Below are 17,303 nucleotides of genomic sequence, written 5' to 3' on the forward strand. Positions count from 1 at the left end.
TAGGAGAGATAGATGAGTGGTCAGAATTGGTGGCACCGGATAGGTTTAGTTGTGTGTATCGTGGCGAGTGTAGGCGTTGTAAGTGGTTGTGAGTTTAATATGGATAATTTAAAGACAAACAGTCAGGTGAAAGCTACGCAAAGCGATAGTGAGAAGGAAATCTGGCGCGTTTTTAGATTTTATTTGGCTGCCACAAATGAGTTTAATTTCACTAGTGTAAAATATAGTCATCAACATATGGAAACGGTGCAGCAAGCACAACAAAATGTACCGCTAGCTGAGTTTAAGGTGCGGGATTATGAACGTCTTGAGCAAGAACTCATTGCGGCGCGAGAAGCGGGGCACACACATAGTGACTTGGAAGCAGCTACAGATGCTTTATTACCGGTATTACACGACGTTGTGGTAGTCGTGAAAGAGCTAGATACGTATTATAAAGAAAAACGCTATGAATCAGATAATTATGCATTTGCTCATACGCAGTTGGAGAAGCTTTCATCATTAATTGAAGCATTTGGACCAAAATATAATGCGTTAGATACCATTGTTAAAACCTATCACAAGCAGGAGGGAGAACGTCTTGTTAAGTTGATGCGCAACAATGGGCAGACGAATGGCGCTAATATGGCGGAAATGATGCTTATTTATAGCGGTATAGTAGATCATATTGTGGAGCATAAATCCGATAGTGATTTCCAATGGGTGAAAGCACAGAAGGAAGCAGCCGATGGAATTGGTGCTAAGATTACTGCCGCCGAGGCTCAGAATCGGTTAGAGCAAAAGAGACATCTTGATAACGCTATTGAGGATTTTATGGCTAATCCTTCTAGTGAAACGGAGGAGGCCGTTGTTGAGCAGTATAATGAAATGGTACGAAGTCCGATGAATTTTAAATTATTAGATTCTGTACAGAAGCCGTATGTGCCACAAGAATTATAATGTGAAATATTATATGTTAAATACGATATAACATTTAGGGTAGAATATATTTGACAAGCTACCCTAATGCGACCTATAATTATCTATTATATGAAGATTGCGTTGAAAAAGACGGCACGTCTCAGACGGATTTAGTAGAGACCAAACTCATGGGCTGAAAGGTTTGGAAATCTAGAGATTTGCGGATCACTTTGGAGCAAGCAGGAACCCTGCCGGTGAACACCGTTATATGTCTAAGTGGCTTTCACAAAATGAAGCCTAGTTATTTCGTATGCTCGGAATATGCTAGCTTTCACAGAAGGTCAGTAGGGTGGTACCACGGATATTACGTCCGTCCCTTCGGGGGCGGGCGATTTTTTTATGTAAAAGGAGCACATCATGGATTACGGTAAGACGTTACATTTGCCTGAAACAGAATTCCCAATGCGCGGCAATTTGCCTAAGCGCGAACCAGAAATCTTAAAGTTCTGGGAAGACAACAAAATTTATCAAAAACGTTTGGAATTGCGTAAAGACGCAAAACCTTTCATTTTGCATGATGGCCCTCCATATGCGAACGGTAAATTGCACATCGGTCATGCCCTCAACAAAACGTTGAAGGACATCATCATGAAATACAAAACTATGACTGGTCATTATACACGTTATATCCCTGGTTGGGATACACACGGTTTGCCAATCGAGCATGCGGTTATTAAAAATACTGGTCTTAACCGTCATGAAATGGCTCCATTGGACTTGCGCAACAAATGTAAGGAATATGCATTAGAATGCGTAGAAAACCAAAAACAAGATTTCATTCGCTTTGGTGTATTAGGCGAGTGGGAACGCCCTTATTTGACATTGCGCCCTGAGTTCGAAGTAAAACAACTTGGCATCTTCGGCGAAATGGCAGAACGTGGCCATATCTATAAAGGTCTTAAAACTGTATACTGGTGTACTCACTGCGAAACTGCATTGGCAGAAGCAGAAATCGAATATGCTGAGAAAAAATCCTTCTCCATCTACGTAAAATTCCCTTACGTATCCGAGAAAAAGGTTACATTGCCAGCTGGCGTAGATCCAAAACAAGCATATGCTGTTATTTGGACAACTACTCCTTGGACAATGCCTGCCAACGTAGCTATTTCCGTTAACCCTGAGCTTGAATATGGCTGGGTAAAAGTAGGCGATGAATACTACTTGATGGCTACTGAACTTGTTGATGCGGCTATGAAAGATATCGGTATCGAAGACTACGAAATCGTAAATCGTTTCTCCGGCGCAGACTTAGAATTGGCTGAATTCAAACATCCATTCGTAGAACGTAATTCCACAGTATTGTGTGGCGACCATGTAACACTTGAAGCAGGTACTGGTTGCGTACATACAGCTCCTGCACACGGTGAAGACGACTTTAACATCGTTATGCGTTATAACAAGGAAGGCAAAACTGAACTTCCTATCGTATCCCTTGTTAACGAAACTGGTAACTACACTAAACAAGTAGACGACAACCGTTATGGCGATACTGAATTCCCATTGGCTGGCGTAGAAATCCACGATGCAGAAGTGCCTGTAATCAAAATCTTGGCGCACAACAATGCATTACTTCACAAATCTAGCTTGCGTCACCAATACGCTCACTGCTGGCGTTGTAAAAACCCTGTCATCTACCGTGCTACAGAACAATGGTTCTCCTCTGTAGATGGTTACCGTCAACAAGCGCTTGATGCGATCGACAACCAAGTACAATGGATTCCTAAATGGGGCCATGACCGTATCTTCAACATGGTTCGCGACCGTGGTGACTGGGTAATTTCCCGTCAACGTATTTGGGGCGTGCCAATTCCTATTTACTATTGTGAAAGCTGCGGCGAGCACATCATCAACGATGATACTATCAAAGCATTACAAGAAAAAGTAGCTGTAGAAGGCTCTGATGCTTGGTGGGCTCACAGTGCAAAAGAATTGTTACCAGAAGGCTTCAAATGTCCTCATTGCGGTCATGATGAGTTCAAAAAAGAAACAGATATCATGGACGTATGGTTCGACTCTGGCTCCTCTTGGTCTGGCGTACTTGAAGTTAACGGCTTAGATGTACCATGTGCTATGTACCTTGAAGGTTCCGACCAACATCGCGGTTGGTTCAATTCTTCCTTGTTAACTGCAGTAGCAACAACAGGTAAAGCACCATACAACTCCGTATTAACTCACGGTTTCGTTGTGGACGGCGAAGGTCGCAAAATGTCTAAATCTGTAGGTAATACAGTAGCTCCTAGCGATATCATCGACGTATACGGCGCTGACGTTATGCGTTTGTGGGTATCCTCCGCGGATTACCAAGCAGACGTACGTTTGTCCAAAGACATCGTAAAACAATTGTCCGAAGTATACCGTAAGATCCGTAATACATTCCGCTTCTTGCTTGGTAACTTGGATGACTTCAATCCAAACACTGACAAAGTGGCTTACGCAGATATGTCCGAATTCGATAAATGGGCATTGTTGCGCTTAGAAGAAGTACGTCAAAAGGTTACTGAAGCGTACGAAAACTATGAATTCCACATGTTGTACCATGCAATTCATAACTTCTGTACAGTAGACTTGAGCTCCATCTATCTTGATGTAATGAAAGATACTATGTATGCTGAAAGCAAAAACAACGTAGCTCGTCGTTCTGCTCAAACAGCAATGTATGAAATCTTGAAAACATTGGTAGCCATGGTATCTCCTGTACTTTCCTTCACAGCAGAAGAAGTTTGGAAGTACATGCCTAAAGAAGAAGGCATGCCTGAATCCGTTATGCTTCAAGATTGGCCACAAGGTCATCCTGAACACTTCAACCAAGAATTGGCTGATAAATGGAACCAATTGTTAGACTTGCGTACATCCGTACAAAAAGCATTGGAACTTGCGCGTCAAAACAAAACAATCGGTCACCCATTGGATGCATCCGTTACAGTATACGCTGAAGGCGCTGTATTCGACGCATTGAACGCTCTTGGTGAAGAAGGCTTGGCTAAACTCGTTATCGTATCCGAAGCTCATATTGTAAATGGCGCTGCACCAGCAGAAGCTGTAAAAGACGAAGAAACAGGCGTTGCGACAGTAGTTGCTCCATCTGAACTTGAAAAATGTGAACGCTGCTGGATCCACCGCGATACAGTAGGTCAAGATAGCGAACACCCTACACTTTGCGATCGCTGCGCAGACGTTGTAAAAACTTTATAATTATAGATGCAATAGAAAACCCTTCTCTAATAGACTTAGTTTGTTTTAAACTAATGTGCACTAGAGAAGGGTTTTTCTTTAGATAATATTAAAAATTTATAGAAATTTATGAAATCATTGTATGCTATCTTTCTCACCTAACTGTTCATATCAATTAAGACCTTGTTATTTTGTTCATGAAAATTTTATGTGTAAATTTTTACGCATTTCATGTAAAAACTAATTTCCTAGTTTAAGATATTTATAGTTAGTTTAGTTCTTGTTCTTATATGAGAAGGAGGAAGAGAAATGGTTGCAGCAATCGTTAAAGCAATCTTGGCAGCGCTTACTGGTTTAGCTAACGCTTTATTGCCTTTATTCAAATAACAATTTCATTCCCCAGAAAAAAGACCACCCAGCTTGCGGGTGGTCTTTTTCTTATATTGTACGCCGAATAGGCATGACTAACCCCAGTTAAATTGGGGGTTAGTAAAATCTCTTAGAGAGAATGAAAGAACTTCCTAGTGATAAAATGAAGTTGGTCTGGCAACCATAATATTTCAACATAGGAGGTTCCCTGTCAATGAATTACGTAAAAAGCTTATCACATAGTGAATGAAGATGTAAATATCATATTGTTTTGCTCCAAAGTATAGAAGACAAATAATTTATGGTTGGATAAAAGCTGATGTAGATTAGATTCTAAGAGATTTATGTAAGAGAAAAAATATAGAGATTATCGAGACGGAATGCTGTCTGGATTATATTGATATGCTAGTAACTATTCTAGCGCATTTAAGTGTATCGAATTTTATGGGATATTTAAAAAGCAAAAGTAGCCTCATGATATTCGATAAATATGTAAATATAAAATATTAGTATAGAAATAGACATTTCTGGTGTAGAGGATATTATGTGGATGCGGTAGGACGATACGAAGGAGCGATAAAAGAGTATATTCGGAATCAACTACAAGAAGATATAGCACAAGATACATTAAACTTTAAAGAATATACCAATCCGTTTACGAGTGAGCCAGTAAAATAGGCAAAAGAAAAGCCCTCGAGTAGGGAGGCGACCAGTGGTAATAGGGGGGAAATCAGATTATTCAATGCGTTCTTTAGAGGGATACCACTAGAGAAAGCCCCTTATAGGGTCAGAGTAAACTACCTGTTCTACGGATGGTTATGATTGTATTTTATTGGTAATTTAAAGTGAGTTATGATGATTTAGATGTTTTTTAAATCTCGTTTATATACAAGTATTCGTGTTGACCTTATCGAAAATCATTCATATAATTAAAGTGAAATAAGAATGAAACATTCTCTGTGTGGAGATATAAGAGGGAGAAGATAGAATGAAAGATTATTTAATATTAAAATCTATGGTCTTGGGGGCCATAGCATGTGCATTTAGTGCTACAGGTTTTGCAGCAGATGTACAAAATGGACATGGCCAAGGTATTGCAGACTCTACTACAGAAGTGAATGGGGCTAAGCATGAAGCAGTTCGTTCTAGCTGGATGGACCGTACAGATGTGGTAGTCGGCGTTGGTATGAAAGATTCGAAAGAGACGCATACACAGAACCATGCTATTGGTGCATCATCGAGTAGACATGAACTACATACTGTAACTTCGAAAAGTTTAAAATCTACTGAAATCAATAAATTGTATATTGAGACCTTGCAACCTATAACCCATTATGATGAAAATGCTAAAAGCGTTGTCTTTGTACAAGGTCGTATTGGGCGCAGTGGAGAAAAGATTTCATCTTATAAATTAGATAGTTATTGGGAGCCAGCCAGACCTGCAGGGACGTTTATAAGACACGATAAACAAACAGATAAGAAGGAATCCTTAGGGATGAATGCTAATATTGGTATTGGCTATCGTCGTCTTAGCAAGGGTGAACATGCTTATGTTGGTGTTAATGCGTTCTATGACCATGTGTTTAAAGGTGGTTATAAGCGTGTTAGTGGTGGTGTAGAATATGTGGCAGGTCTTAATGAAATCCATGCTAATCTGTACCGAAATCTGGGGACTGATGAAAGAAAATATATAGGACTCCATGGGCGAAGTACTGTATTGGGTGATCCTGCAGGATTGTATCCATATGGTATGGATCCCGATAAAAGTCTTTATAACTATGGTGTGGTTTCTTATGAAAATCACTGGGCTCTAAGTGAAAATACTGTAGCTAGAGGTTATGATATTGGCTATGCACGAACATTTAAAAATGCTAGATGGGCTCGTGTCTATGCAGACTATTATAACTGGCGTGGTAGAGAGGCTGTAAAAGTAGGGTATTATAAATTACCTAAACGCGATGCTATTAAAGGCTTTAAAGTGGGGGCAGAATTCCATATTACACCACATCTTACTCTTGATGCGGGTTATAAAACAGCGTCTCATCATTTGAGTGGTCCTTATGCAACTTTGAAATATACAATCGGTACATCTAAGTTTGCTTGGCGTGGTGGTAAACATAGTGAAAGTGCGATTACAACAGCTCGCTCTAAGATGCTTGATAAGGTACATCGCAGTGATATGGTTGTACAAGAAACTGTAGAAGAAACTTATGATCATGGTGTTGTCGATGTTGGTTTATAGGGGCTTTTGCGTACATTACCGTCATGATCATTTATAATAGTTTAGCTTGTTCATAGGTTATAAAAAAGGAGCTAGTACATTAGGTACTAGCTCTTTTTATGTTATCGGTTATTTTTATTGTAATGCCTTAGGTACACTGAGTTTTTTCCAGTTGTCTAGTTCAGGGATTTCCAAGGTATTAATAGTTTTTTGAATCCAGTAGTTTAATGATACTTCGTTACCTAAATGTTGTTCAAATAAATAGGTATTACCTGGAGTATCTTGAGGTTTTCCATCCTTATCGATAGAGTGGCGCATGGATTCTTTCAAATAGAGTTGCACTCTAAATGGATTTGCGTGATTGCCTCTGAAAATGAAATAGGATGGGCCAATAAAGTCATGGGTACGGACATTAATTTGTTCGTACTTTTTATCTTTTAAGCCTTGTAATGCAGTTTGTATCATCGCATTAGCATCATCGTATTCTTCAAGTAGAAATGCTTGTTGATCTACATCGAGTACATAATGCCAAGTTGGTTTTTCCTCGTTCGTTTCGATGGACCAGTTATCTCCTAATGCAGGTAATTGGTGCGTATCGTAGAGGTCTTTTAATAGCTGAATGGTATTCTCTTTTTTGATCAGTGCTCGGTAAATGGTCTCTTGACCTTCTGTAGGGTCATAACCATGTATTCTGACTTGGTACGTATCACGTAGCATACGCTTTACATCTAGCTTAAAAATGTTGCGTAGCTTGTCTGGAACGGATAGGAAATGATTGTAAAAGCTAAGTTTCATTTCGTCTTGTGATGCTAAGGCGTGCTCGATGGTTTGCCAATCATATAAGGTAGTGTCCCATAAGAAGTCATCCATGTTTACAGATAAACGTGCTGCATTTTGAGGCCATTCCGAATGACCAGGACGTACTGTTGTAGTAGACTCTGTAATACCTTCCTTGTAACGCCAATGACCATCGACCTCTTCGAAGGCCGCTAATCGTTCTTCTGCTTCATCATCGATAGGAATACCCTTTAACTCTTCATCTAGATTAGCTTTGTGAGACAGAATGTATTGATGGGATTCTTCGTAATAGGCTACAGCAGTATCTAAATCAGGTTTGCCTGAAACATAGCCTTTTTCATAGGCATAGCCTAAGGCAACGCGCGTTAAAGCTCGTGTAATATCATAGAAGAGAACGCGATCTTCCTCTTCTAATGCGCGCTTTTCTTCCTCTAGTACACGTGTTAAGGATTGAACACCAAAGCGTATATTCTTGGTTACACCGAAACCGTGAATGCGCATATAACCAATATATGGCAAGGAGAACATAAAGCGCTCTTTTGTGGCTGCCATGTGGGTTAAGTCTGCAATGAGGCCCCAGTCTAGCGGTAGGTGACCAATGTGGAAGATATAGCCAAAGGCAGCTTGTAATGCAGCATAGCCGGCATCACTAAAATACTTAGTAGCTGCACGGCGGTAGAGTCCAATTGCTTTTACAGGATCATAAGGAATGACTCTGCGTAGCTCTTTAGTATCATAGAAATGATAGTAGTAATCTGCTAATTCAGCGGTACTTTCAGCTTGACCTAAGGCGGCACCTTTCGTAAACCATGTGAAAGCATCCTCGAATTTTCCATGTTCGTGACAGTCTAGACCGGTGTAGAGCATCATGGTAGGGTTACCAAGCTCAGCAGCGGTTAAAGCTACGCGGCGTGCATTATTAAAATCGCCTTCGTCGATATAAATGTTGCGTAAATTGCCTTGGAACATAGCGAGCCCGTTATCGAGGGCTTTGTTAAACCCTTCCTTGGCGAGTTTAGTGGCATTTTCCTGTAATGTTTCGTTGGAAATCGTACCTTGTAAGGCTATAAGGCGTTCCTGTATAGAACCTTTTTGGAAGCTCTGTTGGATACGTTTCGCCAAACTTAGGCGAGGTGGTGTAATCATATCCTTCGCAAGGCTAATACGGTCGTCATCGCGCCAGAAAAAGACATTGCCTATAATGTATTGGCAGAAGGCATCACCTTGCTCCGCGTAGTCGTAAACAATACGAAACGCATCGTCAAAAGATATTAACATATCCTTTTCAACCGTAGGTGTAATCGTTCCATTGATACGTAATGCTTGTAAGGTACCGATAGGACTACAACGGCGAATGCTATCGTGCAAGCATTGATAGGTACGCATGTTATTTTCTGGAAAGTTTGACTCCTCCCATGTAAAGCGTGGCCCTGCATAGATACGAGCCAACAAAGCATACGCATCAGCTATCTCGCGAGCCTCTGGATCATTGGCTATTTTTAACGCGTCCTCTTTGGTGTCGATTTCGTTTTCCAGCGAGGTAGTCATATCGTTTCTTAAGGCTCGATGATTCGGCTGTTCAGGACTATGTTGATTATTTACAATCAGCTCTAATTGGCGTAAACCTTCTTGGGCCATTCCTTGATTGTATGATTTAAAAATCATGTGGAAGACCTTTTGTAGGCGTTCCGTAAAGTACTGTGCCATAAGGCCTCCTTTAATTAGTTACATTTACTATAGAATACGTATTTATTATATAACGAACGCGAGGGACCGTAAAAGAGGAAAAACCCCTCTGTAGTCTTTCAGAGGGGTTATATTTATCCTAGTTCATAGGGATAGATATTATTTTTTGTTGTAATCGCCGAACCATTTGTCGTAGATTTTTTGGTAAGTGCCGTCTTCTTTAAGTTCTTTAAGAGCTTTGTTAACAGCTTCTTGTAAAGCTTTGTTGCCTTTTTTCATGCCAAGAACTGTACCTTCAGCTTTAGTAGGTTCGCCTACGAGTTTAAGGTCTTTGTCAGCACCTTGTTTAAGGTAGTACATAGCCACTGCGTTATCGATGATAGCACCGTCGATTGTACCAGCTTTCAATTCCATGAAGATATTAGCATTGGAATCAATTTGTTTTACTGTTGTATTAGGGATTTTTTGAGCCATTTCAACAGGGATAGTACCGATTTGAGCACCTACAGTATGACCTGCTAATTCATCCATGTTATGGATTGTTGTGTTGTCTTTACGAACAACTGTGATGAAACCACCTTGGTCGAAGTATACATCGGAGAAGTCCAATACTTTTTCACGTTCAGGTGTAGCGTTGATACCTGCTGCGATCATGTCGATATCGCCAGATTGAACTGCTGGAATCAAAGCATCGAAGCCCATGGACTTGAATTCCATTTTTAAACCTAATTTTTTCGCAATTGCTTCGGACAAATCAACGTCGAAACCAACGTATTTGTCGCCTTCAGTGAATTCGAATGGTGGGAATGTAGTTTCAGAACCTACACGCAATACACCTTCTTGTTGTGTCATTTTTGGTTTGTCATTGCCACAACCAGCCAATAAACCCATTGCTGCTACCGCTACGAGGGCGATGGCTGTCAATTTTTTGAACTTAAACATAGAAACCTCCTCAAACATCCATATACATGGTTTATCAAATTCTGTTTATATTGTACGGAATTTTACAATAATAGGCAATAACATTGTATAATTAAGAGTAAAAGAGTTTTATATTTATCATTATATTTAAAATTTTTATTCAAGCTGGCTCACTCTTAGGCCATACTTTACAGTAATATAAGATTTTCTATTTTAGGTTGTAGAGCATCTTCATTCTTTACAATCATTGGCGTATATACATGGAGGCACTATGTCCCTTACGAATACCTTTTCTGATCTTTGTAAAAGCTTCGCACCTGATGCGTTTGCCATCAATTATACATTAGCTAAGAACCCTGAACTGTCCAGTCATGAATTTGAATCCGTCAAAACGATTGGCGCTGTTCTTGAAAAACATGGCATGGATGTAACCTATGAATTCTGTAATTTGCCAACAGCGTTCAAGGCTTCTGCTGTGAAAGTAGATAATCCAAAAGGTCGTTTGGCAATTTTATGTGAATATGATGCACTCCCTGAAGTAGGCCATGCATGTGGTCACTCTGCTAGTGGCTCTATGAGTGTTCTGGCAGCATTAACACTACATAAAATGCAACAAGACGGCGTTGCTTTCAATATGGACATCGATATCATCGGTACACCTGATGAAGAAGCCACAGGTTGTAAGGTGGATATGTGTAACGCAGGGGTGTTTAAAGACTATGATTTTGCTATCATGGTTCATCTTGATGGGGAAGAAACTCGACCTAATTCACAGTTTTTGGCGCTGGACTGCTTCCGCGCTCGTTATCACGGTAAACCAGCCCATGCGGCTGGTGAGCCTTGGAATGGTATCAATGCGGTAAACGGCGTACAACTTGCTATTCATGCAATGGATATGATGCGTCAACAAGTACGTCCTGAAAGTCGTATTGGTACGTGGATCATTGCTGGTGGTACTGCATCCAATGTTATTCCTGAATTCGGTGAATTAGAAGTGACGGTGCGTCATACTGAACGTGAATATTTGAATGGCTTATCTGAACAGATTAAGAACATCTTTGAAGGTGCCGCCCTCTGTACAGGCACTACTGTAGATGTAGAGTTCTACGGTAATCCTTATGATGATATGAACCAAAACCATAGAGGCACCGTTCTAATCGAAGACGTAATGTCTGATATGGGCATTGATTTCAAGCCCGGCCCAGCAGATATTGGGGGCAGCTCAGACATCGGTAATGTTAGCTACCAATGTGCAGCATTCCATCCTAAATTGCGACTCGCTGGGGAAGATAAAGTGTGCCACTCTAAAGAATTCGCTGCGGCTATGTTAGAATCCACCATTGAACAAACAATTGTGGACGGAGCCAATATCATAGGCCGCACCTTGTTAAGATTGGTAGAAAATCCAGCTGTATTAGAAGAAATCGTTGCTGAATTTAATGCATCTAAATAAAGCGTTTTCTATATCTATCAGGATGGCTGTAATAGTGTAGGTAGAATTCGTGGTCTTTTTCAGATCTATTAATAATGGATGATAATGAGATGTTTCCGTTTATGAAACTCTGAATCTTGGTGAAATAGGCTCCTAATTCATGTTCATGATAATAGAGCGCCCAGACCACGTTATTTCCAGCGATGACTGGGATATACTTAAACTCAAGAAATTCAAATAAACCGGCTATGGTAATATCATCTGGTACGGTAAATTCTTCACGATGATGATTCATATCATCACCGGCACAAACTGCATCTCGATCAATTATGATACGCATATGATTTCACTTCCTATCTATGTCGATTATTGTTTACGTATTTTTATAGAGATATTTAGGTCGGGATTACTTTACATTTTAATGCTATATTTCAATCCCTAAATTTCAATCGTTATATTTTTGCTTATATATACATCTAAGTATTACTGTACTACTGATTGAAAATAATATCTATCCATTTATATACCATATTAAAGGAGACTTCATGTTCTCAACTGAAACATTACAAATTAAAAATTATATAGGTCTCACCGGTGATAAACCCATTCTATTCATTGCATCCGATGTAGATGGCACCTTGGTTAATGATGCGAAAGCAATTCCTAATGAGGCTATCGAGGCGATTCGTGCTGCTCGTGAAAGCGGCATTCGTGTAGCCATCGCTTCTGGTCGTGCTTGGAATGAGATGAACGATGTCATCGAGAAACTGCCATGCTTACGCTATTTCATGTGTACCAATGGTGCTTATGTAATGGATAAGGAAGAAAAACGTTCGCTGTTCCATGTAACATTTGATAAAGAACAAGCCATTTATTTATTGCGTAAACTTTTAACCTATGGCGTTTATGTAGAGGCCTATGTGAAAGACAAAATCTTTGGCATGTATCCGCCGTCTCGATGCATTACACCGGAACGTTTATGTGCTTGTGCAGATGAACGTAATGAGGGCGATGACAGTAATACAAAGAGTTCTCATAGCGTAATGAATAATCATATTTCTGCTGATACAGAAGGTCATCTGCCAGGTGAAACGCATGATCACTATGCCTTAGCCGAAGGTGATGAAGCAGCGAATATAAATATGTCTGAGTGTGAAGTGGAACAGTCTAATTTCTTCTTTAGACCTAATATTCGCCCATTTATCTTGGCAACACGTACGATGGTTCCTGATTTATTAGCTCATATGGAAGCCTTAGACGAAGGCCCTGAAAAGATGCAAATCTTCTATGGTGACGAGCCTATGCGTCAACGCATCTTACAAGACTTACGCGATGAATACCAAGGTATGTCTCACGATGGTACAGGCCGTGAACGTTTTTATGATGTACTACTTTCTAGTGAAGGTAACTTAGAATTCGTATTACCACATACCACAAAAGGTACAGCCGTAGAAGCTTTAGCAAATCACTGGGGCTTTAGTCCGGACGAAGTAATGACACTCGGTGACAGTGAAAACGACCTATCTATGCTGCGCTTTGCAGGCGCTGGCGTTGCTATGGGAAATGGTAAACCGAATATTAAAGAAGCAGCACGCTACGTGACTACAGATAATAACCACCAAGGCGTGGCAAAGGCTATCTATTCAGCTATTGCGTACAATAATGAACTACTTAAGAATCAGTAATCATATCTCAAATTAGAGATACTACCAGTTAAAAATAAATACTTTTAACTGGTAGTATCGGAAAAATATATATTATTTAATTGTAAAAGTTTAATAGTATCAGCGGCGGCATTGTAATAGAATTTATGATCCCTAGCGTTGGTAGTAGTTGATGGATAATCAAAAATCGGAGGTGATGTAAATGGGAAATCTAAAATTTCATATCGATGACACTTGTGTTAAGTGTGGTGCGTGTGCTGTAGATTGTCCCGTTCAATGCATCACCAAAGGGGAGACTCAGTTTAACATTGGCAAAGGCTGTATCGGCTGTGGCGATTGTTATTCAATTTGTCCTGTAGGGGCCGTTAAAATGTCTAAACGCGAGGATCATAAAGAGTAGGATTTAACATAAAGAGCTGGCCAGAGTAGGGTATAGTTGGTAGTTGTTGGAATAGGTTAGGTTCATTTCAGGGAAATATATTAAAATCCGAACATTAAAATCTTTTCTATAAATTTCATACGGAATATATGGAGTCCATATTCTTCGTATGGTATAATGAAATGTAATGAAAATTAGCGTTTGCTTCGAAAAAAACGCACCCCCAGTACAGAAATGTATGGGCATTAAAAAATAGTGAATATACTTTCACAAATAGATGCATATGGAGGAAGGCATGGAAAACAAGGAATTTGTTATTGTTGTTGACTTTGGTGGTCAATATAATCAATTGATCGCGCGCCGTGTTCGTGAAAATCACGTATACTGCGAAGTATATCCATACAACAAAGCGCTGGACAAAATTAAAGAATTAAAACCGCAAGGTATCATCTTCACAGGCGGCCCTAACAGCGTGTATGAAGAAAACTCTCCAAAAATCGAAAAAGAGATTTTTGAACTTGGTATTCCTATCCTTGGCATGTGCTATGGTATGCAATTTATGGCGCATACATTGGGTGGTGAAGTTAAATCTGCGGACAACCGTGAATTTGGTAAAACACCTACTAAAGTGGATACTACATCTCCATTGTTCAAAGGCTTGGACGAAGACCAAGTTGTTTGGATGTCCCACGTTGACTATGTAGCAAAAGTACCTGAAGGTTTCGAAATCGTTGCTCATACAAAAGACTGCCCTGTTGCATCCATGCAAAACAAAGAGCGTAAATTATACGCTATGCAATACCATGCAGAAGTATTGCATACTGAACATGGTAAAGAAATGCTTCACAACTTCTTGTACGAAGTATGTGGTTTCACAGGCACATGGACAATGGCAAACTATGCAAAAACTGCTATTGAAGAGATCCGTAACACTGTAGGCGATGGTAAAGTATTGTTGGCGTTGTCTGGCGGTGTAGATAGCTCCGTTGCAGCAGCTCTTATCTCCAAAGCTGTAGGTGACCAATTGACTTGTATCTTCGTTGACCATGGTTTAATGCGTAAAAACGAAGGCGACGAAGTTGAAGCAGCTTTCAAAGATTCCGGCATGCATTTCATCCGTGTGGATGCAGAAAAACGTTTCTTAGATAAATTGGCTGGTCTTGAAGATCCAGAAGCGAAACGTAAAGCTATCGGTGAAGAATTCATTCGCGTATTCGAAGACGAAGGCCGTAAAATCGGTTCCGTTGACTTCTTGGCACAAGGTACAATCTACCCTGACGTTATCGAGTCCGGTACTGGCGAAGCTGAAGTTATTAAATCTCACCACAACGTAGGTGGCTTGCCTGCAGTTGTAGACTTTAAAGGCCTTATTGAACCATTGCGTAACCTCTTCAAAGACGAAGTGCGTGAACTTGGTTCTGAATTAGGTTTGGCTGATTACCTCGTATGGCGTCAACCATTCCCAGGTCCTGGTCTTGCTATTCGCGTAATGGGTGAAATCACTAAAGAAAAACTCGATATCTTGCGTGATGCGGACTACATCTTCCGTGACGAAATTGCAAAAGCTGGCCTTGATCGCAGCATCAACCAATACTTTGCAGTATTAACATCTACACGTACTGTAGGCGTTATGGGCGACTTCCGTACATACGACTACACATTGGCATTGCGTGGCGTAACAACAACAGACTTCATGACTGCTGACTGGGCACGCATCCCTTACGACGTATTAGACACAATCTCCCGTCGTATCGTAAACGAAGTACAACACATCAACCGTATTGTGTACGATATTACATCTAAACCACCTGCAACAATTGAGTGGGAATAAGATGGTTTACTTAATATAGCTAACATATAAAAATACATAATATAATTTAGTCATCCAAAGAATTTGTCTTTGGATGACTTTTTTTATAGGTCTTCAAAATATATGTTTTAGATGGTAATAGAAATTTTGTATTAGTGATTAAAATGGTAAAAGCAATAAATTTATTTGTTATTACCATGAAAAATAAATGAATTAATGATGTGTTCTAATTATCTAAGATGTTATAATAAAAAATATTAGGATTTATAGTATATTTACTCGATTATACGGATTTCATGACAATAATCTTGATTTGTAAGTTTTAATGAGGATGGTATATAGGTTATGGCAGCAAAAAATAATACAGATATTGGGTTTGAAAAACAAATATGGGATGCGGCTTGTGTTCTTTGGGGACATATTCCTGCTGCAGAATATCGGAAAGTAATTGTAGGGTTAATATTTCTTCGTTATATATCAAGTGCTTTTGAGAAACGCTATGAAGAGCTTATAAAAGAAGGCGACGGATTTGAAAATGATAGAGATGCATATGCAGAAGAAAATATTTTCTTTGTTCCAGAAGAAGCTCGGTGGAGTACAATTGCATCTGCTGCACATACACCTGAAATTGGACTTGTTATTGATAATGCAATGAGAGCTATTGAAAAAGAGAATACAACACTTAAAAATGTATTACCTAAGAATTATGCTAGTCCTGATTTAGATAAAAGGGTACTCGGAGAAGTTGTTGATCTTTTTACTAATGAAGTCAAAATGGACGGTACCGAGGCAAGTAAGGATTTGTTGGGAAGAACATATGAATATTGTATTGCTCAATTTGCTTCTTATGAAGGCACTAAGGGTGGTGAGTTTTATACACCGTCAAGTATCGTTAAAACTATTGTCTCTATTTTAAAACCATTTAATAATTGTCGCGTATATGATCCTTGTTGTGGTAGTGGTGGCATGTTTGTGCAAAGTGAGAAATTTGTACAAGCTCATAGTGGTAATAGAGGAACTATCTCTGTTTATGGTCAAGAATCTAATGCTGACACGTGGAAGATGGCAAAAATGAATATGGCAATTCGTGGTATCGATGCAAACTTTGGTCCATATCAGGCAGATACATTCTTTAATGATTTACATAAAACCTTAAAGGCTGATTTTATTATGGCTAATCCTCCTTTTAACCTTTCTAATTGGGGGCAGGAGAAGTTAAAAGATGATGTTCGTTGGAAGTATGGAATACCACCTGCAGGTAATGCAAACTATGCATGGATTCAACATATGATTCACCATCTTGGTCCAAATGGGAAAATCGGCCTTGTTTTAGCAAATGGTGCACTATCGTCACAAACTAGCGGTGAGGGCGATATCAGAAAAAATATTATTGAAGCGGATCTCGTGGAAGGTATTGTAGCTTTACCTACTCAGCTATTTTATAGTGTTACTATACCGGTTACCTTATGGTTTATTTCAATGAATAAAAAACAAAAAGGAAAAACTCTATTTGTTGATGCACGTAATATGGGCTATATGGTTAATCGTAAACATAGAGATTTTACTGATGATGATATTCAACGATTAGCTGATACATTCTCGTCATTTCAAGAGGGTACTTTAGAGGATGTAAAAGGCTTTTGTGCTGTTGTTAATACTAAGAAGATTGAAGAACAAGATTATATTCTTACTCCAGGTCGATATGTTGGTCTTGAAGTTGTTGAGGAAGATGAGGAGCCATTTGAAGAAAAAATGAGTCGGCTTACCTCTGAATTATCAGAAATGTTTATAAAATCCCGTGAATTAGAAACGGAAATTCGTGAAAAACTAGGGGCGATTGGATATGACATTAAATGATGACGTTAAATATTATTTAATTTTTGATACAAATG

General features: G+C 39.5%; 11 protein-coding genes and 1 pseudogene. 9 read left to right on the top strand and 3 right to left on the bottom strand.

Translation table 11 applies throughout. The annotated features are described in order from the left end of the window. Positions 1 to 12 precede the first annotated feature (12 nt). The 4 genes and pseudogenes from QZ334_RS00160 (at position 13) to QZ334_RS00175 (ending at position 6,742) form a co-directional block, all read left to right on the top strand. Positions 13 to 939, top strand: coding sequence for a DUF3829 domain-containing protein (locus tag QZ334_RS00160; RefSeq protein WP_060925052.1), 927 nt, complete (start codon positions 13 to 15; stop codon positions 937 to 939). A 378-nt stretch (positions 940 to 1,317) separates the two neighbouring features. Continuing rightward, positions 1,318 to 4,152: an isoleucine--tRNA ligase gene (gene ileS, locus QZ334_RS00165; protein WP_295230858.1), complete on the top strand. Its 2,835-nt coding sequence runs from the start codon at positions 1,318 to 1,320 to the stop codon at positions 4,150 to 4,152. 613 nt (positions 4,153 to 4,765) lie between these two features. After that, positions 4,766 to 5,178, top strand: a pseudogene (tnpA, locus tag QZ334_RS00170) (IS200/IS605 family transposase). 310 nt (positions 5,179 to 5,488) lie between these two features. Beyond that, positions 5,489 to 6,742, top strand: coding sequence for an inverse autotransporter beta domain-containing protein (locus tag QZ334_RS00175; protein WP_060925054.1), 1,254 nt, complete (start codon positions 5,489 to 5,491; stop codon positions 6,740 to 6,742). A gap of 114 nt (positions 6,743 to 6,856) precedes the next feature. On the opposite strand, the gene QZ334_RS00180 is transcribed toward QZ334_RS00175, so the two are convergent. Further along, positions 6,857 to 9,226 carry a sel1 repeat family protein gene (locus QZ334_RS00180; protein ID WP_295230862.1) on the bottom strand — a complete coding sequence of 790 codons (2,370 nt, stop codon included), beginning with the start codon at positions 9,224 to 9,226 and terminating at the stop codon, positions 6,857 to 6,859. Between the two features lie 138 nt (positions 9,227 to 9,364). Beyond that, a complete protein-coding gene (locus QZ334_RS00185; protein ID WP_105086406.1) occupies positions 9,365 to 10,147 on the bottom strand; it encodes a basic amino acid ABC transporter substrate-binding protein in 783 nt (260 codons plus the stop codon). Positions 10,148 to 10,397: 250 nt separating this feature from the next. Here QZ334_RS00185 and QZ334_RS00190 point away from each other — a divergent pair, with 250 nt between their 5' ends. Beyond that, positions 10,398 to 11,579 (top strand): amidohydrolase, encoded by a 1,182-nt coding sequence (locus QZ334_RS00190; RefSeq protein WP_295230865.1) that lies wholly within the window; start codon positions 10,398 to 10,400, stop codon positions 11,577 to 11,579. On the opposite strand, the gene QZ334_RS00195 is transcribed toward QZ334_RS00190, so the two are convergent. After that, positions 11,572 to 11,898: a hypothetical protein gene (locus QZ334_RS00195; protein ID WP_295230867.1), complete on the bottom strand. Its 327-nt coding sequence runs from the start codon at positions 11,896 to 11,898 to the stop codon at positions 11,572 to 11,574. The genes QZ334_RS00190 and QZ334_RS00195 overlap by 8 nt on opposite strands. 205 nt (positions 11,899 to 12,103) lie before the next feature. Between QZ334_RS00195 and QZ334_RS00200 the strand changes: the two genes are divergently transcribed. The 4 genes from QZ334_RS00200 (at position 12,104) to QZ334_RS00215 (ending at position 17,268) form a co-directional block, all read left to right on the top strand. Further along, positions 12,104 to 13,243: a Cof-type HAD-IIB family hydrolase gene (locus QZ334_RS00200; protein WP_295230870.1), complete on the top strand. Its 1,140-nt coding sequence runs from the start codon at positions 12,104 to 12,106 to the stop codon at positions 13,241 to 13,243. Positions 13,244 to 13,424: 181 nt separating this feature from the next. Continuing rightward, a complete protein-coding gene (locus QZ334_RS00205) occupies positions 13,425 to 13,622 on the top strand; it encodes a 4Fe-4S dicluster domain-containing protein (RefSeq protein WP_295230874.1) in 198 nt (65 codons plus the stop codon). Between the two features lie 274 nt (positions 13,623 to 13,896). Beyond that, on the top strand, positions 13,897 to 15,432 hold the full coding sequence (gene guaA / locus QZ334_RS00210) for a glutamine-hydrolyzing GMP synthase (RefSeq protein ID WP_295200089.1): 1,536 nt from the start codon (positions 13,897 to 13,899) through the stop codon (positions 15,430 to 15,432). Positions 15,433 to 15,756: 324 nt separating this feature from the next. Further along, the gene (locus QZ334_RS00215) at positions 15,757 to 17,268 is read left to right on the top strand and encodes a type I restriction-modification system subunit M (protein WP_295230877.1); all 1,512 of its coding nucleotides are present in this window, start codon (positions 15,757 to 15,759) and stop codon (positions 17,266 to 17,268) included. Positions 17,269 to 17,303: the final 35 nt, after the last annotated feature.

It is taken from the genome of Veillonella sp. (assembly GCF_019414865.1).
Lineage (GTDB): Bacteria > Bacillota > Negativicutes > Veillonellales > Veillonellaceae > Veillonella.